Source organism: Neorhizobium sp. DAR64872/K0K18 (assembly GCF_050500175.1).
Lineage (GTDB): Bacteria > Pseudomonadota > Alphaproteobacteria > Rhizobiales > Rhizobiaceae > Neorhizobium > Neorhizobium soli.
The window spans coordinates 3,071,785-3,093,128 of the sequence record NZ_CP191446.1; the positions used below are offsets into that span (position 1 = coordinate 3,071,785).

The following is a 21,344-nucleotide window of genomic DNA, read 5'->3' on the forward strand; positions in this document are numbered from 1 at the left end:
CTTCTCGGTAATGTCTGTGGGCAGGGTATGCTCAGGCATTAAAGCTCAAAAGGCCCAATGTCGAGCCGGTTTTAAGAGCCTTTGGGTGTCTCGGGCTGCGTCCGCGTCGTCGGCACGCCGCGCGGTGCCATGACCGGCACGAACACACGTCTCGACGCGCGGGCTGCCACCGGCAGACCCTGATACAGCCGCTTTTGCGCCTCCAGCACTATGACGCCGGAAAACACCGGCCAGAAGCGGCGACCGATACGATCGAACACCTGCCGCATCTTCATGATCGTCCGCGCCTTCGACGGCGGGAAAAACAGTGCCTCTGCGCTGGCGCCTGGCGTGAAGTTCGTCTCGCGCATCAGCGTCGTCAACTGCCCGCGCGAATAGGGGCGACCGGAGCCGAAGGGCGTATGTTCCATGCGGGCCCAGACGCCGCGACGGTTGGGAACGACGATCACCAGGCGCCCGCCTGGCGCCAGCACCCGCCAGATTTCCTTCAGCGTCTCACGCGGATTTTCGGCAAATTCCAGCGAATGCACAAGCAGCACGCGATCGACCGAACTGTCCGGCAGCGGCAATTCCTCGTCGAACACCAAAGCCGTGCTCGAAAGCTCGCCCGGCGGCCAGTTCACCGCCCCCTGCCCGGCCGGCATGAAAGCGAAGGTGCGCTCGGTATCGGCCCGGAAGTGATCGAGATAGGGCACTGCGTATCCAAGCCCGACCAGACGCTCCTCCGGCAGGCGCGCCCAGAGCGACGACAACGCCACGACGATCGACTGCTCGGCAAACCGGCCAAGAGCAGAATGATAGAACTCACGCAGATCGACGATATCGACGGACAAGATAAATTGCTCGCTGAAGGTGGTTGGACTTCAAGGCACCAGTCTCTACATTGTCTGCCAAGTGGAATTGAGCAAGAGGTGAGGCAGAATGAAGCCGTTGGAACTCGAAGTTTTTCCCTGCCGGAGCGATAATTTCGGCGTCCTCGTGCACGATCCGGAAAGCGGACTGACCGCTTCGATCGATGCGCCGGAAGAACAGCCGATCATCGATGCCGCCGCCCGCCGCGGCTGGACAATCACACACATCTTCACCACTCATCACCACACCGATCACGTGGAAGCCAATCTGGCGTTGAAGGAGAAGTTGGGCCTGGAGATCATCGGCCCCGTCAACGAGGCGGTGGCGATCCCCGGCCTCGACCGGACAGTCGCAGATGGCGACGAGTTCCATTTCGGCGACCATCTCGTTCGCGTCATCGAAACGCCAGGCCACACGGCCGGCCATATCTGCTTCCATTTTCCGGACGACAAGATCCTGTTTGCCGCCGACACACTGTTTGCGCTCGGTTGCGGTCGCCTGTTCGAACGCTCCGCTTCCGACATGTGGTCTTCGCTGCAGAAACTCGCGGTCCTGCCGGATGAAACGGCGATCTACTTCGGCCATGAATACACGCTTTCCAACGCCCGTTTCGCGCTGACGATCGATCCGGACAACGAGCGGCTAAAGACCCGCGCCGCCGAGATCGAAGAACTGCGCGCCGACGGAAAGTTCACCATTCCGACGATGATGGGCCTGGAAAAGGAAACCAACCCGTTCCTGCGCCCCGCCGATCCCGCGATCCGGCGCAACCTGATCATGGAAGGCAAGACCAACGAAGAAGTGTTTGCCGAAATCCGCAAGCGCAAGGACAATTTCTAAAACGATGACTGCGCAAGAGATCATCACTACTCTCGGCATGCAGCGCCACCCGGAAGGCGGCTGGTATGCGGAGACGTTTCGCGATGGAGACGGCACCGGGCGCGGTGCCTCGACGGCGATCTACTACTTGCTTCAAGCCGGCGAGAAATCGCACTGGCATCGGGTGCCCGATGCAGCGGAAGTCTGGCACTATTATGCCGGCGATCCGCTGCTTCTGAAGATCTCGGATGGAAAGACCGTCGAGGAAATCCGGCTCGGTGTGGATCTGGCCAGCGGCGAGCGGCCTCAAGCCGTGGTGCCGGCCGATGCCTGGCAGGCAGCAGAACCACTCGGCGCCTACACGCTGGTGGGCTGCACGGTCGCGCCGGGATTCGAGTTTGCGAGCTTCGAGATGGCAGCGCCTGGCTGGGAGCCGGGTTAAGGGCGTGCACAAACCCGAGCACAAACCGGTGTGGAGCGCCTAGTCTTCCTTGCGCTTGCCATACTTCCGTTCGTGCTGTCGCACTGTGAAATAGGCATAGGCCCATCCCAAAGCCGCGATCGAGAGCGGAAGAACGATGAACGCATATATCTGCAAACCTGTCATAGCAGTTTCCTCAATATACGCTTGCCGCCCCAGTGTAGAATAGCAGCGGCAAAAAGCCAACCGGGTCCCACAACCGAAAGTATAAAAGCGTTGCCAGTCGAGACCGAAGGCGCATAGATCGCCGCGGCAATCGGAGCGAAGACACCAACCGTGAGACAGGACGTCGACGCCCGGTCGAAGGAATTGGCGACGTACTTGGTTCGTTCGTTATGGATGATCGACATCGTCGGCAGATCACTCGCTGTTGCGATGGCAATCTAGCGGATAAGTTGCAGGCAACACACCCAAAGCCTGACGCTCAGGCTGCTAATCTGTTTCGACAGCTTTCGATTTCGGCCGCAGCATATCACGTGCAGCGAGCACCGCTCCACCGGTGATCAGTACGCAGGCCGCGAGGATGCGCCAGTCCGGTTCGGCAAAGCCGGAAAGCACCAGGATCAAGGTCGAGAGCAGGGGCGCGGCATAACTTGCGGCGCCGATCACCTGGATATCGCCGTTCTTCACGCCGTAATCCCAAGCGTAGAAGGCAGCGCCAACCGGCAGCAGGCCAAGGCCGACGACCGCCGCCCACTGGCTGGCGTCCGCCGGCCATATCGTCGTCTCCAGCGCCAGATGGCACACAAGCGACAACAGCGATGTGGCGAGGCAGAACCCCGTCACCACGTCGGTCGAGACACGATCGAAGCTGCGGGTAAGCAGCGAGTACCCCGCCCAGGTGAAGGCGCAGATGAAGGCTGTGCCATAACCCAGCGTATAGGCGCCGTCGAACGACAGGCCGTTGCGCGAAACGATGGCAATCGTGCCGCAAAGCCCGGCAAGCGCACCGGCGACGTGGTACCAGCGCAGCCGCTCGCCCGGCAGGAGCGCCGAGCCGACGACGATGAGCAGCGGCCAGAGATAGGCGATCAGACCCGCCTCGACCGCCGGCGCATTGCGCAGCGCGGTGAAATACAGGAAGTGGTAGCCGAACAGTCCGCCGATACCGATGATCCAAACCTTGGCAGGTTGCTTTAGAAGCTGGATGCGCTGCGGCCTGAAGGCGAAGAGGATCAGCCCCGGCAGACTGCCGATCGCAAACGTCATAGCGTTCATCTGGAAGGGCGGAACCTTGCCGGATGCCGCCGTCATCAGCGCCAAAAGCGACCACATCAGAATGGCCGTAAAACCGATCAGCGTACCCCGGATCTTCACTATGCCTCCTTCGGCATGAGCCGATCTGCTAATCGCCAATCTTCACGGCCGTCACGTATAGCGGCCCCATCCTGGTCGGGATACGGGCATAGACGGGAGCATATACATTTGCTCCCTCGGCCTTGGCAAACCAGATTTCCATCGGCGTCTTGCGCAGATACTCGATATCTGTGCGTCCGCGACGGAACCCGGATTTGGGCGTATAGCGGATCGAGCAGACGATGGCCTCTCCCTTGAACCCTTCCGCCGCAAACGGCTTGGTGCCCATCGGCGACAGCACCAGATCCATGCGCGATTCACCGTCATAGATCGGCAACCGGTTCGGGCAGATCTTGGCATCCGCCGGAAAGATCAGGCCGCTCAACGGGTCGAGCACGGCGCGAAGATCCTTGTCCGTCACGGGCACCCAGTTTTCCCGGTTGCGACGCGGCGGCGGGGTGACCTTCGTATCGGTCACATTACCGTTGCTGTAGGAGATATCGTAGACGCGCTTCCTCTTTCCGACATTGTAGACAAGATTATAGCGGTCAGCCTGCAGCTTCTGGCCCTCGATGCGACCCGTCACGCTGGTTTCCGCCGAAACCTTGCTGATGATATCGGCGATACCTGACGATTTGAACGTTCCGTTGATCTTGTACTGGCCGCCGTCGAATTCGCTCGAAAAGCTCGCCGTCGCGATCGGCAATATCCCGAGCGTGATACTGTAATGGCTGACCTGCCGGGTTTCGGCCGCCATCGAAGGCGTTGCTGCACCGAAACTCACAAGAGAGGACAGGGCGACGGCGAAATATGTGCGAGAAAGCATGAACGGCCCTGACGGATGAGATGGAAGCGACTTGCCTGGCGATAGTGACTGACCATAATGGCAAGAAAACAGCGACGCGCCAGCCGCAAAAGCACCAAGCGACGCCTTGAGAGTCGGAAACACAAGGTTTTGGCTTGACGCGCCGGACCTCACTGACTATAGAACCGCAACTTTCCAATCAGGACCAATTGGATCGGCATGTCGGGCATTGCCCGGAAATTGCTTCCGATTGCAGAATAGAACAAAGGTGTATCCCATGTCTCGTGTATGCGAACTGACCGGCAAGGGCGTAATGACCGGCAATAACGTCAGCCATGCCAACAACAAGACCCGTCGTCGGTTCCTACCGAACCTGTGCCAGGTCACTCTGATCTCCGATTCGCTCGGCCAGCGCTTCCGTCTGCGGGTTTCCGCTCACGCGCTTCGCTCCGTTGAGCATCGCGGCGGTCTTGACGCTTTCCTTCTGAAGTCCAGCGAGACTGAGCTGTCCATGCGCGCTCGTCTTCTGCGTCGCCAGATTGCCAAGAAGACTGCAGAAGCAGCGACTGCTGCTGCTTAATCAGCACCTTCGACATCACCGGCTTTGAAGAGGGCTTGACCGGATAACCGGACAAGCCCTTTCTCATGGTCATATCCGCAACTGGTGGCATACCCCAGGATAAAAAAATGCAAGCGAAACGCTATACCCTTATCTATGCCCTGCTGATGGCAGCGGTCGTCGTCGCCTCGAACTTCCTCGTACAGTTCCCTGTCACAGGAAGCCTTATCGGAGTAGCCCTTGGCGATCTCCTGACCTGGGGCGCTTTCACCTATCCCTTCGCCTTCCTCGTCACTGACCTCACCAACCGCCAGTTCGGAACGACAATCGCACGCCGTGTGGTTCTCGTCGGCTTCATCTTCGGCGTGACGCTGTCGCTCTGGGCATCCGCTCCGCGCATCGCCATCGCCTCGGGCACCGCCTATCTGATCGGCCAGCTTCTGGACATCTCGGTGTTCAACCGCCTGCGTCGCCAGTCCTGGTGGCAGGCGCCGCTGGCAGGCTCGCTGCTCGGATCGGCGCTTGATACGCTGCTGTTCTTCTCGCTGGCATTTGCCCCGATCTTCGCCTTCCTCGGCGCCAATGACGACTTCGCCGTCGGCTGGTCTCCGATTCTGGGCGCACTCTCGACCGAAGCCCCGCGCTGGGTCTCTTGGGCGCTCGGCGACCTCGTGGTCAAGATCCTAGTCGGCATCGTTCTGTTGCTGCCCTATGGCGCGCTGATGACCGTGTTGCGGCCGATGCCGCAGGTCACTGCAAAGACCGTGTGACATAATCAAGGGGAGCCTGCAGCTCCCCTTTCTTATTCCGCGAGCCGAAATTCCAGCATCAGATTGCGCTGCAGGAAGTTGCCGTTGTCGTCCGAGACGAGGATGAGATGCGGGCGGCCGTCCGGCGCTGTGATCACGTCCAGCCCCTCCATATTGTCGACCGCGTAGGTCACGTCCGCTTCCAGCAGGACTTCGCCGTCGATTAGGGCACCCGGACGGATCTGCGCGCCATCGAAGCGGCGGATGCGCATGCCGAGGCCGCCGAGGAAGCTGAAACGGCGCTCCAGCAGCAGAAAGTCGCCGTCAGGCAGAAATGCGCCATCGGTCGCGTCATAGGGGTCGTGACGGACGATCTTGAAAACGCCCTTCAGCGGTCCCTCGAGAATTGCCGCAAACATGTTGCCGTTCTGATCGAGGCTGCGTTCCGTGACCGTCACGAGCGAGCCCTTGAGCGGGCTGTCTTCAGGCGAGAGTGCCAGCGTTTCCATGCCGGCATTCATCCGCAATTCCCTACGGGGAAAGACGAAGTCTATGGTGCGCGTCGGGCCTGAAGCCTCGAAACCGGGATCCGGATAGGTTTCGATGCGGTGCAGCTGCTCGAAGCTTACCACCGCCTCGCCCTTACGCAGGGCAAGACCCTCCGCATCCGAATGGAACTTCGACCCCGGCCGCCCGCCCCTGTAGAGCAATGGCGACACCTGCAGTCGACTGAGACCCGACAGCCGTCCTTCCGCATCCCGTTCGATTTGGCCGGTCAGCCAATGACCGGTATCGAGCACCGAAACGAAGCTCTTCCCGTCCGGCCGGAATCGGATCGCTGATAGCGATTGCAGCGTGCTGTCGTTTGACGAGAACTGCAGCCCGCCCAGAAATTCGAGCTTGCCGAAACGCGCGGCGTCGGAGCCCGTCTTGAAACGGGAAATAGTATGGACGGTCGCTTCTATATCAGGACCGGCGGCACCGGCCGGCGGAGCGAACACTGCGGTCGACATCAGAACCGCAGCAGCGGCCACGCAGAAGGATTTCACCGAAGCCCTCAGCTTGCGCGTCGCATACGGCCACCGCGGGCACCGCGCGCGCCACGGCCGCCCTGTGCCGACGACTTGTCGGCAAACAGTTCAGCCAGTTGCTCTGTCATCGCGCCGGCCAGTTCGTCTGCATCGACGATGGTGACTGCATTGCGATAGTAGCGCGTCACATCGTGGCCAATACCGATCGCCAGCAGTTCGACCGGAGACTTGGTCTCGACCTGTTCAATGACGGCGCGCAGATGCCGCTCCAGGTAATTGCCCGGATTGACGGACAGCGTCGAATCGTCGACCGGCGCACCGTCCGAGATCATCATCAGGATCTTGCGCTGTTCCGGCCGCGCGATGAGACGGTTATGCGCCCACATCAGCGCCTCGCCGTCGATGTTTTCCTTTAGCAGGCCTTCGCGCATCATCAGGCCGAGATTGCGGCGCGAGCGGCGCCACGGTGCATCGGCGGACTTGTAGACGATGTGGCGCAGATCGTTGAGACGGCCGGGCGTCGCGGGCTTGCCGTTCGCAAGCCAGTTCTCGCGGCTCTGGCCGCCCTTCCAGGCTTTGGTGGTGAAGCCGAGGATCTCCACCTTCACACCGCAGCGTTCCAGCGTGCGAGCAAGAATGTCGGCGCAGGTTGCCGCAACCGTGATCGGACGGCCGCGCATCGAACCGGAATTGTCGATAACAAGCGTCACGACCGTATCGCGGAACTGCGTATCGCGTTCTTTCTTGAAGGAAAGCGGCTGCATCGGGTCGATGATCAGGCGCACCAAGCGGGCCGGATCGAGATAGCCCTCCTCCAGGTCGAAATCCCAGGAACGGTTCTGCTGCGCCATCAGGCGGCGCTGCAGCCGGTTGGCCAGACGACCGACGGCGCCCTGCAGATGCGCAAGCTGCTTGTCGAGGAAGGCACGCAGCCGCTCGAGTTCTGCTTCGTCGCACAATTCTTCGGCGGTGATCTCCTCGTCGAATTCCTGCGTGAAGATGTGATAATCCACCTTCTCGTTAAAATCGTCGAACGGGCTGTTGGGGCGGCGGGTTTCGCCCGGCGTCTCGGAGTGATCGTCGCTTTCGTCGGACATCTCCTCGTCCGACATTTCGGCGCCGTCCATCTCGCCTTCGTCCATGTCGTCGTCGGCAACGTCGCTCTGTTCGGCGGGCGCGGCGTCCGATCCGGCTTCTTCCTCGACTTCCTCGTTCTCGGTCTCGCCGCTGCTCGGCTGTTCCTCGTCGTTCTGGTTGTCGATTTCCTCAGGCTCGCTGTCGTCGCTGGCGAGATCCTCGGCCATCTGCATGGATGACAGCATGCGGCGCACGACCTTGGAAAAGGCCTGCTGGTCCTCGATGACATTTCTCAGATTGTCGAGATCGCCCGACGCCTTGTCCTCGATGAACGGACGCCAGAGGTCGAGCACCTTGCCGGCGCTTTCGGGCGGCTTCACGCCGGTCAGCTTCTCGCGAACCAGCATGGCGATCGCTTCGCCGATGGGTGCGTCTTCCTGACGCTCGATGCCGGTGAAATTCGCCTTGGCGTATTTTTCCTGATGCATCGAGTTGAGGTTGGAGGCGACGCCGGTCATCCGCAGCGCGCCGATCGATTCGATCCGGGCCTGCTCGACCGCATCGAACACGGTGCGCGCATCCGATCCCTGTGGCGCCAGATTGGCGTGCACGGCCGTATCGTGGCAGGCAATCCGCAGCGCCATAGAATCGCCGAGGCCGCGGGTGACGGCCAGTTCATGGGCCGTCGGGCGCCTGGAGATCTCAGGCAGACGAATGCGATCACCGGCAAGTCCGGGGCGCTCGTTGGCGAACGACACCTCGACCTCGCCATTGGCGGCAATCGACCGGACGCAGCCGGTGATCGCCCGGCGCAACGGCTCGGTATCGACCATGCCGCTGGACTTGGGCTTCGAATTGTCTCCACGACCTGACATGGCCTGCATTTCCTTCGCTTGGCGCGTTAGGTCACGCCCCTGTCGACGTTAAGCGCCAAGAACCATGTTGGCGGCACTTTCCTTGAGCTCGACACCGAAGGCGCGCTGATACTGTTCGGCCACCAGCGTACGCTCGAGCTCGTCGCACTTGTTGAGGAAGGTGATGCGGAAGGCGAAGGCGACATCACCGAAGATCTCGGCATTCTCGGCCCAGGTGATGACCGTACGCGGGCTCATCACGGTCGACAGGTCGCCGTTGATGAAGGCCGAGCGGGTGAGATCGGCGACGCGCACCATTTTTGATACGGTTTCGCGACCTTCAGCCGTCTTGCCGAACGACTTCACCTTGGCGGCAACGATATCGACTTCCTTTTGGTGCGGCAGGTAGTTCAACGTTGTCACGATCGACCAGCGGTCCATCTGTGCCTGGTTGATCTGCTGGGTGCCGTGATAAAGGCCGGTCGTATCTCCGAGGCCAACCGTGTTGGCGGTCGAGAAGATGCGGAATGCCGGGTGAGGACGAATGACGCGGCTCTGGTCGAGAAGCGTCAGGCGGCCCGACGATTCCAGCACGCGCTGAATGACGAACATCACGTCCGGACGACCTGCGTCGTATTCGTCGAACACAAGTGCGACATTGTGCTGGTAGGCCCAGGGCAGGATGCCGTCCTTGAATTCGGTGACCTGCTTGCCGTCCTTCAGCACGATCGCGTCCTTGCCGACGAGATCGATACGGCTGACGTGGCTGTCGAGGTTGACGCGCACGCAAGGCCAGTTGAGGCGGGCGGCAACCTGCTCGATATGGGTCGATTTGCCGGTTCCGTGGAAACCGGACACCATGACGCGGCGGTTATGGGCAAACCCTGCGAGGATGGCGAGCGTCGTGTCGCGGTCGAACAGGTAGTCCGGATCAAGGTCCGGAACGTAAGGGTCGCCGTGGCTGTAGGCCGGAACCCTCAAATCGGTATCAATGCCGAAAACATCCCGGACAGATACTGTGGTGTCGGGAAGGTTGGAAATGTCTAAGTCGATCTTGCTCATCATAACTCCAGGGCACGGGCAAATGCCCGGCCTTCATCCTCGCTGCCATATGTTTTTACGGCTTAGCAGAAACCCGCCTGCTTCAACAACTGGTATGCTTGAATGACAGCGCGAAAACGGTCTTCAGAACCGCGGTCTCCGCCATTGGCATCCGGGTGGTGCTTCTTGACCAGTTCCTTGTAGCGCCGCTTGATATCGGTCGAATTCGAGTTTGCCGCCAGTTCCAGCGTATCGAAAGCCTTGGCTTCCAGCGTTTTCAGCTTTCGTCCCTGCGTTTCGAACCGTCCACCGGTGCCCGCCCGGGCCTGAGAAACGAAACCGAACGGATCCTTGAAACGCTGCTGCGCGTAAGCGGTTCCGCTGGCACCGCCTGCACTGGAGCGCGCGCTCGAATGCAATGGGCCGTCTTTCGCCGCCTTATTGACGCCAACCGTCCATGTGGGGCGATGACCGGTGATCGCTTCCTTCTGGTAGCGCGCAATCTCGCCATCCGACAGGCCGGAGAAATAATTGTAACCCTTGTTGTATTCCTTCACATGCTCGAAGCAGAACAGGAAGAACTGTCCCTCGGCATTTCGACCCACGGGCGCGCGGTGGGCGCCGGGCTTGTCGCACCCGTCCCACTGGCAGGTCGGAGCCTGCGCAGCCGTTTCCTGCTGCCTGTTCCGGCGCGTCCGGATACGGTCGAAATATTTGGAATCGAGTTTCATAAGGCTCCTATTATGGGGCCGCCTTCAGGACGGGACAAGAATTGACAAACCGGTTTGTTGCTGGTTTCTGAGATGCCCTTCTGCGTCGCCCTGTCTGCCATCAAAGGAAACCGAACATGACCGTAAGAGCCCGCATCGAAGCCACGCTTCGCGACAACCTTTCCCCCGATCGGCTCGAGGTGATCGACGAGAGCCAGCATCACGCCGGACATCAGCCGGATATTACAGGAACCGGCGAGACCCATATGCGGGTGCGGATCGTGTCTCCGGCATTTGCGGGAAAGAGCCGGCTCGACCGGCACCGGGCGGTGAATGCGCTGCTGAAGCCCGAACTTGACGCAGGCCTGCACGCGCTGGCCGTGGAAGCCGCAGCACCGGGCGAAGCCACCCGCTGGTAGCGGAGACTTATTCGCCTGGTAGAGCCGTCTCAACTGCCGGGCGGATTCTGAGCCGCGTGATGCGGTTCTTCTCGCGCTTCAGGACGATGAAACGCTTGCCGTGGAAGGTGAAGGCCTGACGCTCTTCGGGGATGAGCTTTGATTCGTGAATGACGAGGCCGGCGATCGTCGTCGCCTCTTGGTCGGGCAGGCTCCAGCCAAGCGCCCGGTTGAGATCGCGGATCGGCACCGAGCCATCGACCAGGATCGAGCCGTCGGCTTCCTGGCGCACGCCACGGACCTCGATATCATGCTCGTCTGCGATATCGCCGACGATTTCCTCGAGAATATCCTCCAGCGTGACGATGCCCTGTACCTCGCCATATTCGTCGACCACGACGGCGAAATGCACCTTGCGCTTCAGGAACGCTGCAAGCTGATCCTTGAGACTGGTACTATCGGGCACAAACCACGGCCGCTGGGCGATCTTTACGACATCGACAGGGGCCCCGTCGGCCTCCACGTCGGCAAGTGTGCGCAACAGGTCCTTGGCATGCAGCACACCGATAATGTTTTCGGTCGAATTGCGCCACACCGGCATGCGGGTATAGGGGCTTTCGAGCACGGTGCGCACCAGAACCTCAGGCGGATCGTCGGCGTTCAAGGCGCGCATGACGGTGCGGTGCCGCATCACGTCGGAGACTTCGAGCTCCTGAAGCTCGAACAGACCGCTCAGCCGGTTGCGGTCCCGCTGCACCGGATCGCGCTCGCGGTGCCTGGCCTCGAGTGCGGAATGCAGATCGTCGCGGTCCGCAAAGACCAGCGTTTCCGGCGACAGCGTCAGGCCGGACATGCGAAGCAGGCGGCGGATGACCGCGTTCAGCAAGCGCGATGGCAGGCTGCGTTTCGCGCTCATCGGCTCCGCTTTTCGTCAAGAAAGCTCAGCACTTCGGAAGACGGTACATCGTCGGCAACAAAGGACTGGCCGATCCCGTGGGTGAGGATGAAGGTGAGCTTGCCGCTCTTGACCTTCTTGTCCTGCGCAATCGCATCGAGAAGCCTCTGCGTCGGCGGCAATTCGCCTGGAATGTCGCTGATCCGGGTCGGCAGGCCGACGGCTTTCAGATGCGCCTCGACCCGGCTGGCATCATCGGGGCTTGCAAGGTTCATGCGGGCCGAGAACTGGTAGGCCAGAACCATGCCGATCGCGACACCTTCGCCATGAACGAGGCGCTTTCCATCATAGTCGACGGCAGCCTCCAGTGCATGGCCGAACGTGTGACCGAGATTGAGGAGCGCGCGACGGCCGGTCTCGCGCTCGTCTTCGACCACCACATCGGATTTCGACTGGCAGCTTCTGGCAATCGCCTCGATCCGCTCGGGCGCACCTGAGAACACGGCCTTCCAGTTCTTTTCCAGCCAGTCGAAGAAATCCGGCTGGTCGATCAGCCCGTATTTGGCGACTTCGGCGTAACCTGCCCGAAACTCCCGCTCGGACAGCGTGTCGAGTGCTGCGGTATCGGCGAGAACCAGATCCGGCTGGTGGAAGACGCCGAGCAGGTTCTTGCCGTGACGGGTGTTGATGCCCGTCTTGCCGCCGACGGACGAATCCACCTGCGCCAGAAGCGAGGTCGGGATCTGCACGAAGCGCACGCCGCGCCGCACGATGCCCGCCGCAAACCCTGCGAGATCGCCGATCACGCCGCCGCCAAGCGCGATCACCGCATCGTTACGTTCAATCCGCGCCGACAGAACCATGTCGCAGACGGTTGACAGGTGTTCGAGGCTCTTGGTCTTTTCGCCAGCCGGCAGCGTCAACGACACGGCTTCGATGCCGTCGGTCTGCAGACTGTCCATCAGTGCTTCGAGATAGAGCGGCGCCACATTTTCGTCCGTGACGATGGCTGCACGGCGACCTTTCAGCCGCGAGGTGATCTCGCCGCCGGCGCGCTCGATGAGGCCGGGGCCGATCAGAATATCGTAGGCGCGCCCTTGGAGCGGCACATGCACCAGGCGTTCGGAAGCACGGGAGAATTGGTTCATGGCATGTCACCTGTCTTTGCAAGGCCGGCCTTGGGAAGCCCGGCCAGCGCTTTTAGCACCTCGTTGACCATCACGTCCTTGCGGACATTATGCGACAGCACGGTGAGATCGGCTTCGGCATAGATCGGGTAGCGCTGGATCATCAGGTTCTCCAGCGTCTGCTTCGGGTTTTCGGTTTTCAGAAGCGGGCGGTGATCGCGTCGGTTGACGCGCTCCCACAGAACATCCAGATCCGCCTTCAGCCACAGCGAAACGCCGCCGGCCTTGATCTGCGCGCGGGTCGCCTCGTTGATGAAGGCGCCGCCGCCGGTGGAGACCACCCGCGGTCCCTGCTTCAGCAACCGCTCGATAACCCGCGTTTCCAGCGCCCGGAACTCCGTTTCGCCGTATGATGCGAAAAGCTCCGAGATCGTCATGCGGGAGACTTTTTCGATTTCCGCGTCGGTATCGACGAAGGGCACGTTGAGCGCCTGGGCGACCAGCTTTCCGATCACCGACTTGCCCGCACCCATCAGGCCGACAAGGGTCAGGTTGCGGCCACCGAGTGCCGCGCTCGCCCGCTGCTTGAGCGACTGTTCCGCAATGGATGCAACTTCGTTCATCGTCTCGTCCGTTTGCGAAACGGTATCGACAAATGCGGCATGGGCGTCAAGCCGGGACAGGTCCGAAACACTGCCGTCACCGTTTCTTCTTGTCGATCTATAAACATTTACGGATATAGTGCAGCGCAACCATGCGGAGTTCTTGATGCCTACCCTGTTCCGGTTTCTATTCGTGCTCGCGGTGATCGCTGGCATCATCTACGGAAGCATGGTGGCACTGGTCTTTCTGGTGGAGCCGCGCGAACGCGATGTCACCGTGCGCGTGCCCTCCGAACGGCTGAACCCGCCCGCCCAGAAGCCCTGACCGCCTGACAAGGATAGGACGAACCAATGGCCGACCTGTCTCGCGCTCACATCGAAGCCTTTCTGGAAATGATGAGCGCCGAGCGCGGTGCGGCGGTGAACACGCTGTCCTCCTATGAACGCGATCTGGAGGACATGCATTCCTTCCTCGCGACCCACAAATCGACGCCGTCGTCTGCGCAAAGTGCCGATCTGTCGGCCTATCTTAGCCATCTCGGCAAGCAAGGCTTTGCGGCTTCCTCGCAGGCACGGCGGCTATCCGCCATGCGGCAATTCTACAAGTTCCTCTATGCCGAAGGCCTGCGCACCGACGACCCCACATCCATTCTCGACGCCCCGAAGAAGGGTCGGCCGCTGCCAAAGATCATGACCGAGGCAGACGTGACCCGTCTCTTAAGTCTTGCCATGGAAGAAGCGGCACAGCCGGGGCCCGACCAGATTTCCCGCGCGCGCATGCTGGCGCTGCTTGAACTTCTGTATGCAACGGGGATGCGGGTGAGCGAACTCGTGTCACTGCCGGCAAAGGTGCTGGACCAGGAAGGCCGGTTCCTGATGGTGCGCGGCAAGGGCAACAAAGAACGGCTGGTGCCGCTCTCCCGCTCGGCCATCGCCGCGATGAAGGTTTATGGCGAGATGCGTGCCGGCCGCGAAAAAGATGCGGACAGCATCTGGCTCTTCCCTTCCAGCAGCAAGGAAGGTTATCTTCCCCGCCAGGTTTTCGCCCGCGACCTCAAGGGACTGGCGGCGCGGGCGGGCTTAAAAACCGCTGCGATCTCGCCGCATGTGATGCGTCACGCCTTTGCAAGCCATCTTTTGGCAAACGGCGCCGACCTTCGAGTGGTACAGGAACTGCTTGGACATTCAGACATTTCCACCACTCAAATATACACTCATGTCCTGGAAGAACGGCTTCGCCAGACGGTGCAAACACATCACCCTCTTGCAAAACAGGCCAAAAACCGGGATTAGAAGCCCCGATCGAAAATTGGAACGCTACGTTCCTCAAGAGAAAAACAACCGGAAACCGGATCTCATGCAAACGTATCTCGACTTCGAAAAGCCAATCTCTGACCTCGAGGGCAAGATCCACGAGCTCAAGAAGCTCACGGACGAGAATGAAGGCATAGACACGACCGACGAGATTACCCGCCTTGAAGGCCGGGTGAAGGAAGCGGTCAAGGACATCTATTCCAAGCTCGGCGCCTGGGAGAAGACGCAGGTTGCCCGCCATCCGCAGCGCCCGCATTTCGTCGATTATGCCGCAAAGCTGTTTACCGATTTCACGCCGCTTGCCGGCGACCGCAATTTCGGTGAAGACGCGGCGATCCAGGCAGGCCTTGCCCGTTTCAACGGTATGCCTGTCGCGCTGATGGGCCAGGAAAAGGGTCACGACACCAAGAGCCGCCTGAAGCACAATTTCGGCAGCCCGCGTCCCGAAGGCTATCGCAAGGCGATCCGCATCATGGAAATGGCCGACCGCTTCGGTCTTCCGATCATCTCCCTGATTGATACGGCAGGCGCCTATCCGGGCGTCGGCGCGGAAGAGCGCGGCCAGGCGGAAGCCATCGCCCGCTCGACGGAAATGTGCCTTGGCGTGAAAGTCCCGTTGATCTCCATCGTCATCGGCGAAGGCGGCTCCGGCGGTGCGATTGCCATCGCCACCGGCAACCGGGTCTATATGCTCGAGCACTCGATCTATTCGGTCATCTCGCCGGAAGGCGCCGCCTCCATCCTGTGGCGCGATTCGACCCGCGCCCGTGAAGCTGCGACTAACATGAAGATCACCTCCGACGACCTGAAGGGTCTCGGCATCATCGACGAGATCATTCCGGAGCCGATCGGCGGCGCGCATCGCGACCCGGAAACCGTTATTGCTGCCACCGGCAAGGTGATTGCTTCGGCTCTGGAAGAACTTGGGAAGCTCTCCGGCATCGAGTTGCGCAACCAGCGCCGGCAGAAATTCCTCGATATCGGCCGCAACCTGTAGGATTAGGCGTAAAACCGATCGTCTGCCCCTGAAATTGCCAAAATCGCCGGTATAGGACTTTGGCAATTGCCGGTGTGCGGTGAAAACCGCGGCGGTTTCGCTAGACAGCCGCGTGCAAGCGTTTAAGAAGATGTAAAGCTTACCGTCTTATTGATCGTGTCTCGTACGGTTTTGTTCGCCATTCCTGATATGTGGTTTGTCTCGATGCGCCTGAAACACATCGCCTTCGCCCTTCTTGTCGCAACGGCCCTTACCGGCTGTAACGATACGCTGGACTCTGCAAAGATCGATCTCTCGACCGTCAAGAACAAGAAGGAGCAGCCTCTTCCTTCCAGCATCGTTGCCGAGATGCAAAAGAGGAACATGCCGCGCCAGTCGCCGATCATGATCCGCATCCTCAAGGAAGAGGGTAAGCTCGAGATCTGGAAGGCGAAGGCCGACAACCGCTTCGACGTCATCAAGAGCTATGACATCTGCGCCTGGTCCGGAAAGCTCGGACCGAAGGTGAAGGAAGGCGACCGTCAGGCGCCGGAAGGCTTCTACAGCCTGACCCCTGCGCACCTGAACCCCAATTCGCAGTATTACCTCGCCATCAACACCGGCTTCCCGAACCGCTACGACGCCGCCAACGGCCGCAGCGGCACCAATCTGATGATCCACGGCGCCTGCTCGTCGTCGGGTTGCTACTCCATGACCGACGAACAGGTTCTGGAAATCTACGCCTTTGCACGCGACGCCTTTAAGGGCGGCCAGACCTCGATCCAGCTGCAGGCGCTTCCCTTCCGCATGAGCGCGGAAAACATGGTGCGCCACCGCGACAACCAGAACTATGACTTCTGGAAGATGATCAAGACCGGCTACGACAATTTCGAAGTGACGAAGCGCCCGCCGGAAGTGAACGTCTGCGAAAAGAAATACGTCTTCAACCAGCAGGCGGACAGCAACGGCAAGTTCGCACCGGCCGCCGCCTGCCCGACCATGTCGACGCCGCCGACGCTGGTATCCGCACTGTCGTCCTATTCCAAGACCTACGAACTCGCCTATCAGAAGGCGATGGACAAGTATGACGGCAAGGTCTGGTACGAACCGACGGAAGCCGAGCGCAAGGCCGTCGTTGCCGGCAAGCGCAAGGGCCGTGAACTCGCCTATGCGCCGACAGGCACGTCGCTGGAAGCCGGCAAGCTGCTGAGCCAGTCGGAATTCAAGCAGATGATGGAAAAGCGCATGGCCTCGGGCGGCGAGAAGCCGGCGACCACCGTGCTTGCCTCCGCTGGCCCGACGTCTGCCCGTCCAGCCTCGATCAACGAGCGTATGATGGTAAAGCAGGACCGCCTGCCTGCAACGACGACCGGCTCGATTGCCAATACGCAGTTGCGTGGCGCCCAGACCGCCAGCGTTCCATCGGCGCCGGCACCACAGGCTGCAACGCCGACCGTTCAGACAGCGCAGGGCACGACCGTTGCCGTTCCTGTGCCGGAACAGAACCCGCTTGCCTATACGGCAACACAGCCGGTGACCGAGACCGCCAAGAAGCCCGCCTGGAAGTTCTGGTCCAAGGACTGACGCCAGTGCCTGGGGAAGCCCTCGGAGAGACCTATGATCTTCGCGGGCTGAAATGCCCCCTGCCCGTGCTGAAGACCCGCAAGCGTCTGAAGTCCATGGAGACGGGCGCGTCTCTTACCCTGGAAACCACCGATCCGCTTGCAGGCATCGATATCCCGCATTTCTGCAGCCAGGACGGCCACGTCCTGCTCTCGTCCGAGCGGACCGAGACGGGCCACAGGTTCGTGATCCGCAAGGGTTGATTGCGCAACAGCATCAAATCGAAAATTGGAACTGGCGATGCAGCCTTAGAACTGCATGCCCGGCACGGCCAGCGGATTGTCTTCGAGCGCCGCACGATCCGGACGATCAATCTGCGGCTTGCCCGTGAAGGCCGCGAAAAGATCCTGCACGAACGCCTCCGGCAGATCCTGGGTGATCAGCACCATCCGCGTCAGCCGATCGGAGCCTTCAGGCCATTTCGCCAACCGTTCCGGCGGATGGAAAATGCTCTGCACGCCGTGCAGCACCAGCGGACGCTCGAGATTATCCGACATCGCCACGATCGCCTTCATGCGCAGAAGCTTTTCGCCATGCGCCGAACGCAGCAGATCCACGAACATGCTGAGCGCCATCGGCTCGATCGGCTTGTCGTGGACGATCGAGAAGGAGCGGATGTTGGCGCCGTGCCGGTTTACATCGTGATGATGGTGGCCGTGATCATGTGGATCGTGCTTATGGTCGTGATGCTCGTGGTCGTGCCCGTGCCTATGAGCCTCATGAGCGTGATCGTGCGCCACCTCTTCCCGCAACCAGCGGCCGACATCGGCGATCTTTGTTTCCGGATCGTAGAGCCCGTTGACGAGGATCGCGGCGGCGCCGGTGCTTTCGTCATCGCCATCGACGATGGGTGCCCGCGGGTTGAGCGCGCGCAGCCGGGCCCGGAGCGCGTCGCTCTCCTCCGGTGTCGACATGGAAAGCTTGGAGAGAACCAGCCGGTCGGCGACCGCGGCCTGCTTGACCGCTTCCGGATGACGATCGAGCGTCGAGATACCGTTGACCGCATCGACGACGGTGACGACGCCGTCCAGCTCGAAATTCTGCGCGATGACGGGATTGCCCATGACCGACTGCATGACAGGCGCCGGATCGGCAAGGCCTGTTGTTTCGATGACCACCCGGTGGATCGGCTTCAGCCGCCCGGTCTGCACGCCGTCCATCAGCGTGGCGAGCGTATCGATCAGTTCACCGCGCACGGTGCAGCACAGGCAGCCATTGGAAAGCTCGAGCAATGCATCGCCGGAGCTTTCGACCAGGAAATTGTCGATGCTCACATCGCCGAATTCGTTGATGATGACGGCCGTGTTGCTGGCGGCCGGATCCTTCAGGATCCGGTTGAGAAGCGTGGACTTGCCCGCCCCCAGAAAGCCGGTGAGGATGGAAACCGGAATGCGACCGCTAAAGGACATGTTTTCGTACCTTAAAGTTCAGCCAGCCCTTTAGAGATTGGCTGGGCGCGGCTGCGGGATCGGTACGGACTTCGTGCCCGTATTGGCATCCGGCACGTCTTCGCCGCCGAGGATCAGGCTTGTCACCGCATATTGCGGCGGCCGCGTCATCTCGTGAATATAGGGCGAATGCAGAACGGTTCGCCCGGCATCGTCGCGATTTTCACTGCGGACTTTGGCAGCCTTCGGATTGCAGATCTCGGCGCTGACATCATTCACCTCGGCCGTGTTTCCATAGGGCGGCAGCGAGGCGAGCGGCACGCCTTCGTTTGCCTGGGAGGTGAGCCCCTGCTGCAGAAGGTTCGCAGTATCATCCGCCCGGCCGGCGAGACTGTCGGACCCGAGCACGACCGAAATCACCGTGCGGCCGTTGCGGGTGGCCGAGCCGATCTGGTTGAAGCCGGCGGCACAGATGAAGCCGGTCTTCATGCCGTCGGCCCCATCAAAGCGGCCGATCAGCGTGTTGAAGTTCGGATACTGCTTCTTGCCGGTATCGATGCCTTCCAGCGAGAAATAGCTCTGGTACTGCGGAAATTCCCGCTTCAGCGCCAGCGTCAGCACGGCAAGATCGCGCGCCGTGGTAAACTGGCCCTTGCCGGGCAAGCCATGCGGATTGATGAAGTGGCTGGACGCCATGCCGAGCCCCTGCGCTTCGGAATTCATCATCTCCACGAACTGGTCGAGCGAGCCGCCCACCGTTTCGGCGACGGCCACGGCGATATCGTTGGCAGACTTGACGAGAAGGATCTTCATCGCATTGTCGAGCGTCAGCCGCGTGCCCGGTTTGAAATACATCTTGCTGGCCGGCTGGTCCGTCGCCTTCTTGCTCATCACCACCTGGGTTTCGAGCGAAAGACGGCCGCTTTTGATCGCCTTGAAGGTGACATAGGCCGTCATCAGCTTGGTCAGTGAAGCCGGATACCATTTCAGGAACGCATCCTGATGGGCGATGACCCGCCCGCTCTTCACATCAACGATCAGCCGCGGATTGGCCGCAGCGCTGCCGGCGGAAACGAGGAGGCCTAGTGCCGCAATGGCGGAGACCACCCGAACGGCGGTCGCGGATTTCAGATGCAAGAATGACAAGAGCGTTCCTCGTCGCTGGAGCCGGGAATGGAGGCCCGAAACGTTTGGCGCATATGTGGCCACTGTGGCCAAGCAATGGCAAAGATGATTGATTACGTCAATCAGGCGAGGCACACTCCCTTCGGGAGGATGGGTCACAACCTTATGAGCAGCAGCATAGGAAATCCGAATGCCCATCTTGAACCGAGCCGCCGAACTTCAAGGCGAAGTCAGCGAATGGCGCCGACACCTCCACCAGAACCCCGAAATCCTCTATGACGTCGTTGAGACCGCAGCCTTCGTAGCCGCTAAGCTGAAGGAATTCGGCGTCGACGAGGTCGCGACCGGCATCGGCCGCACCGGCGTCGTCGGCATCATCAGGGGCAAGGGCGGCGCAGACGCGGGTACAGGCGCAAACGCCAGCGGACGCACGATCGGTCTGCGCGCCGACATGGATGCGCTGCCGCTGACCGAGCTCACGGGCAAGCCATGGGCCTCGAAAACACCTGGGAAGATGCATGCCTGCGGCCATGACGGCCACACGTCCATGCTGCTGGGTGCCGCAAAGTACCTCGCCGAAACCCGCAATTTCGAAGGCTCCGTCGCGCTGATCTTCCAGCCCGCCGAAGAAGGTGGCGCCGGCGCGCTGGCAATGATCGAAGACGGCATGATGGAGCGCTTCGGCATCGACGAAGTCTACGGCATGCACAATATGCCGGGCATTCCCGTCGGCCAGTTCGCGATCCGCAAGGGCGGCATCATGGCAGCACCCGACCGCTTCACCATCACCATCAAGGGCCGCGGCGGCCACGCAGCCCAGCCTCACAGGACCATCGATCCGATCTTCATCGGCTCGCAGCTGGTGGGCAGCCTGCAGGCAATCGCCGCCCGCAATGCAGACCCCGTCCAGTCTGTGGTGATATCCGTGACCCGCTTCGATGCCGGCACGACACACAATATCATCCCCGACAACGCGATCATTCTGGGCACGGTGCGCACGCTGAACGAAGACACCCGCGACCTTGCCGAAAACCGCATCCGCCAGATCGTCGAAGGCTTGGCAAGCGCCCACGGCGCCGGCTGGTCGATCGACTACGAGCGCAAATGCCCTGTCACCACTAACCACGACAGCGAAACCGACCACGCGATCGGCGTCGCCTCATCGATCGTCGGCACCGCCAATGTGGATGCCAACGTCGAACCGACCATGGCCGGCGAAGACTTCGCCTTCATGCTCAAACGCCGCCCCGGCGCCTTCATCTTCATCGGCAACGGCGATACGGCAGCCCTTCACAACCCCAACTACGACTTCGACGACGAAGCCCTCGCCTACGGCATCTCCTACTGGGTCAAGCTCACGGAGCAGCGCCTGTCACCATAACCCGCAGAAAAACACTTGGCTAAACCCATCACCTTTTGTATGGGTTTTGCCGAGTGGTCCCATAGCTCAGCAGGATAGAGCGCAAGATTCCTAATCTTGAGGCCATTGGTTCGAATCCAATTGGGATCACCATTATTTGCAGGACTTATGGGACGTCCGCGTTCCCGCGTTCCCACAAACTGATCATTCGCTGGCTGATTACGTCCGAGTTCGCTCAGCCGTTACCCGCGACGTGATGCGT

At 60.9% G+C, this 21,344-nt stretch carries 23 protein-coding genes, 1 tRNA gene and 1 pseudogene; 12 read left to right on the forward strand and 13 right to left on the reverse strand.

Annotated elements, in window-relative coordinates:
• Nucleotides 1-71 precede the first annotated feature (71 nt).
• Nucleotides 72-833 carry a class I SAM-dependent methyltransferase gene (locus ACQY1P_RS20490; RefSeq protein ID WP_113111785.1) on the reverse strand — a complete coding sequence of 254 codons (762 nt, stop codon included), beginning with the start codon at nucleotides 831-833 and terminating at the stop codon, nucleotides 72-74.
• An 88-nt stretch (nucleotides 834-921) separates the two neighbouring features.
• On the opposite strand from ACQY1P_RS20490, the gene gloB reads away from it, so the two are divergent.
• Nucleotides 922-1,692 carry a hydroxyacylglutathione hydrolase gene (gloB, locus tag ACQY1P_RS20495; RefSeq protein ID WP_430255218.1) on the forward strand — a complete coding sequence of 257 codons (771 nt, stop codon included), beginning with the start codon at nucleotides 922-924 and terminating at the stop codon, nucleotides 1,690-1,692.
• A gap of 4 nt (nucleotides 1,693-1,696) precedes the next feature.
• On the forward strand, nucleotides 1,697-2,113 hold the full coding sequence (locus ACQY1P_RS20500) for a cupin domain-containing protein (RefSeq protein WP_430250918.1): 417 nt from the start codon (nucleotides 1,697-1,699) through the stop codon (nucleotides 2,111-2,113).
• A 39-nt stretch (nucleotides 2,114-2,152) separates the two neighbouring features.
• Here ACQY1P_RS20500 and ACQY1P_RS20505 read toward each other — a convergent pair whose 3' ends face one another.
• The 3 genes from ACQY1P_RS20505 to ACQY1P_RS20515 form a co-directional block, all read right to left on the reverse strand.
• Entirely contained in the window at nucleotides 2,153-2,278 is a 126-nt protein-coding gene (locus tag ACQY1P_RS20505) for a hypothetical protein (RefSeq protein WP_256413811.1), read from the reverse strand.
• A gap of 306 nt (nucleotides 2,279-2,584) precedes the next feature.
• Nucleotides 2,585-3,469: an aromatic amino acid exporter YddG gene (gene yddG / locus ACQY1P_RS20510; RefSeq protein ID WP_430255220.1), complete on the reverse strand. Its 885-nt coding sequence runs from the start codon at nucleotides 3,467-3,469 to the stop codon at nucleotides 2,585-2,587.
• Nucleotides 3,470-3,497: 28 nt separating this feature from the next.
• Nucleotides 3,498-4,274, reverse strand: a complete 777-nt coding sequence (locus ACQY1P_RS20515; RefSeq protein WP_430255222.1) for a DUF3108 domain-containing protein — start codon at nucleotides 4,272-4,274, stop codon at nucleotides 3,498-3,500.
• Nucleotides 4,275-4,530: 256 nt separating this feature from the next.
• Here ACQY1P_RS20515 and rpmB point away from each other — a divergent pair, with 256 nt between their 5' ends.
• Together rpmB and ACQY1P_RS20525 are read left to right on the forward strand one after the other, a co-directional pair.
• Entirely contained in the window at nucleotides 4,531-4,833 is a 303-nt protein-coding gene (gene rpmB, locus ACQY1P_RS20520; protein WP_062461777.1) for a 50S ribosomal protein L28, read from the forward strand.
• A gap of 107 nt (nucleotides 4,834-4,940) precedes the next feature.
• Nucleotides 4,941-5,582: a queuosine precursor transporter gene (locus tag ACQY1P_RS20525; RefSeq protein WP_430255224.1), complete on the forward strand. Its 642-nt coding sequence runs from the start codon at nucleotides 4,941-4,943 to the stop codon at nucleotides 5,580-5,582.
• Between the two features lie 32 nt (nucleotides 5,583-5,614).
• Here ACQY1P_RS20525 and ACQY1P_RS20530 read toward each other — a convergent pair whose 3' ends face one another.
• The 4 genes from ACQY1P_RS20530 to ACQY1P_RS20545 form a co-directional block, all read right to left on the reverse strand.
• Nucleotides 5,615-6,574 carry an esterase-like activity of phytase family protein gene (locus ACQY1P_RS20530; RefSeq protein WP_430256752.1) on the reverse strand — a complete coding sequence of 320 codons (960 nt, stop codon included), beginning with the start codon at nucleotides 6,572-6,574 and terminating at the stop codon, nucleotides 5,615-5,617.
• Nucleotides 6,575-6,618: 44 nt separating this feature from the next.
• A complete protein-coding gene (gene cobT, locus ACQY1P_RS20535; RefSeq protein ID WP_430255226.1) occupies nucleotides 6,619-8,544 on the reverse strand; it encodes a cobaltochelatase subunit CobT in 1,926 nt (641 codons plus the stop codon).
• A 48-nt stretch (nucleotides 8,545-8,592) separates the two neighbouring features.
• Nucleotides 8,593-9,585: a cobaltochelatase subunit CobS gene (cobS, locus tag ACQY1P_RS20540; protein ID WP_092660946.1), complete on the reverse strand. Its 993-nt coding sequence runs from the start codon at nucleotides 9,583-9,585 to the stop codon at nucleotides 8,593-8,595.
• A 62-nt stretch (nucleotides 9,586-9,647) separates the two neighbouring features.
• Nucleotides 9,648-10,295, reverse strand: a complete 648-nt coding sequence (locus ACQY1P_RS20545; protein ID WP_062461786.1) for a J domain-containing protein — start codon at nucleotides 10,293-10,295, stop codon at nucleotides 9,648-9,650.
• A 116-nt stretch (nucleotides 10,296-10,411) separates the two neighbouring features.
• Between ACQY1P_RS20545 and ACQY1P_RS20550 the strand changes: the two genes are divergently transcribed.
• A complete protein-coding gene (locus tag ACQY1P_RS20550; RefSeq protein WP_062581759.1) occupies nucleotides 10,412-10,693 on the forward strand; it encodes a BolA family protein in 282 nt (93 codons plus the stop codon).
• A gap of 7 nt (nucleotides 10,694-10,700) precedes the next feature.
• Here ACQY1P_RS20550 and ACQY1P_RS20555 read toward each other — a convergent pair.
• The 3 genes and pseudogenes from ACQY1P_RS20555 to ACQY1P_RS20565 all read right to left on the reverse strand — a co-directional run.
• Nucleotides 10,701-11,564, reverse strand: a pseudogene (locus ACQY1P_RS20555) (transporter associated domain-containing protein); the annotation flags it as partial.
• Nucleotides 11,565-11,584: 20 nt separating this feature from the next.
• Complete coding sequence (gene aroB / locus ACQY1P_RS20560; RefSeq protein WP_174197118.1) at nucleotides 11,585-12,715, reverse strand: 3-dehydroquinate synthase; 1,131 nt, start codon at nucleotides 12,713-12,715, stop codon at nucleotides 11,585-11,587.
• Complete coding sequence (locus ACQY1P_RS20565) at nucleotides 12,712-13,317, reverse strand: shikimate kinase (RefSeq protein ID WP_062461798.1); 606 nt, start codon at nucleotides 13,315-13,317, stop codon at nucleotides 12,712-12,714. The genes aroB and ACQY1P_RS20565 overlap by 4 nt, the downstream gene beginning before the upstream one ends.
• 145 nt (nucleotides 13,318-13,462) lie before the next feature.
• Between ACQY1P_RS20565 and ACQY1P_RS20570 the strand changes: the two genes are divergently transcribed.
• The 5 genes from ACQY1P_RS20570 to ACQY1P_RS20590 all read left to right on the forward strand — a co-directional run bounded on the left by ACQY1P_RS20570 (nucleotide 13,463) and on the right by ACQY1P_RS20590 (nucleotide 17,412).
• Nucleotides 13,463-13,621, forward strand: coding sequence for a hypothetical protein (locus ACQY1P_RS20570; RefSeq protein WP_092660944.1), 159 nt, complete (start codon nucleotides 13,463-13,465; stop codon nucleotides 13,619-13,621).
• Nucleotides 13,622-13,647: 26 nt separating this feature from the next.
• Nucleotides 13,648-14,589, forward strand: a complete 942-nt coding sequence (gene xerD / locus ACQY1P_RS20575; RefSeq protein WP_430255229.1) for a site-specific tyrosine recombinase XerD — start codon at nucleotides 13,648-13,650, stop codon at nucleotides 14,587-14,589.
• 64 nt (nucleotides 14,590-14,653) lie between these two features.
• Entirely contained in the window at nucleotides 14,654-15,607 is a 954-nt protein-coding gene (locus tag ACQY1P_RS20580; protein ID WP_092659372.1) for an acetyl-CoA carboxylase carboxyltransferase subunit alpha, read from the forward strand.
• A 204-nt stretch (nucleotides 15,608-15,811) separates the two neighbouring features.
• On the forward strand, nucleotides 15,812-17,170 hold the full coding sequence (locus tag ACQY1P_RS20585; RefSeq protein WP_430255231.1) for a L,D-transpeptidase family protein: 1,359 nt from the start codon (nucleotides 15,812-15,814) through the stop codon (nucleotides 17,168-17,170).
• A gap of 5 nt (nucleotides 17,171-17,175) precedes the next feature.
• Complete coding sequence (locus tag ACQY1P_RS20590) at nucleotides 17,176-17,412, forward strand: sulfurtransferase TusA family protein (RefSeq protein ID WP_062461809.1); 237 nt, start codon at nucleotides 17,176-17,178, stop codon at nucleotides 17,410-17,412.
• A 45-nt stretch (nucleotides 17,413-17,457) separates the two neighbouring features.
• Here ACQY1P_RS20590 and ACQY1P_RS20595 read toward each other — a convergent pair whose 3' ends face one another.
• The gene (locus tag ACQY1P_RS20595; RefSeq protein ID WP_430255233.1) at nucleotides 17,458-18,618 is read right to left on the reverse strand and encodes a CobW family GTP-binding protein; all 1,161 of its coding nucleotides are present in this window, start codon (nucleotides 18,616-18,618) and stop codon (nucleotides 17,458-17,460) included.
• Between the two features lie 30 nt (nucleotides 18,619-18,648).
• Nucleotides 18,649-19,734 carry a D-alanyl-D-alanine carboxypeptidase family protein gene (locus ACQY1P_RS20600; RefSeq protein ID WP_244474111.1) on the reverse strand — a complete coding sequence of 362 codons (1,086 nt, stop codon included), beginning with the start codon at nucleotides 19,732-19,734 and terminating at the stop codon, nucleotides 18,649-18,651.
• A 178-nt stretch (nucleotides 19,735-19,912) separates the two neighbouring features.
• On the opposite strand from ACQY1P_RS20600, the gene ACQY1P_RS20605 reads away from it, so the two are divergent.
• Nucleotides 19,913-21,103 carry a M20 aminoacylase family protein gene (locus ACQY1P_RS20605; RefSeq protein ID WP_430255235.1) on the forward strand — a complete coding sequence of 397 codons (1,191 nt, stop codon included), beginning with the start codon at nucleotides 19,913-19,915 and terminating at the stop codon, nucleotides 21,101-21,103.
• A gap of 55 nt (nucleotides 21,104-21,158) precedes the next feature.
• A tRNA-Arg gene (locus ACQY1P_RS20610) sits at nucleotides 21,159-21,235 on the forward strand.
• The last annotated feature ends 109 nt before the right edge of the window (nucleotides 21,236-21,344 follow it).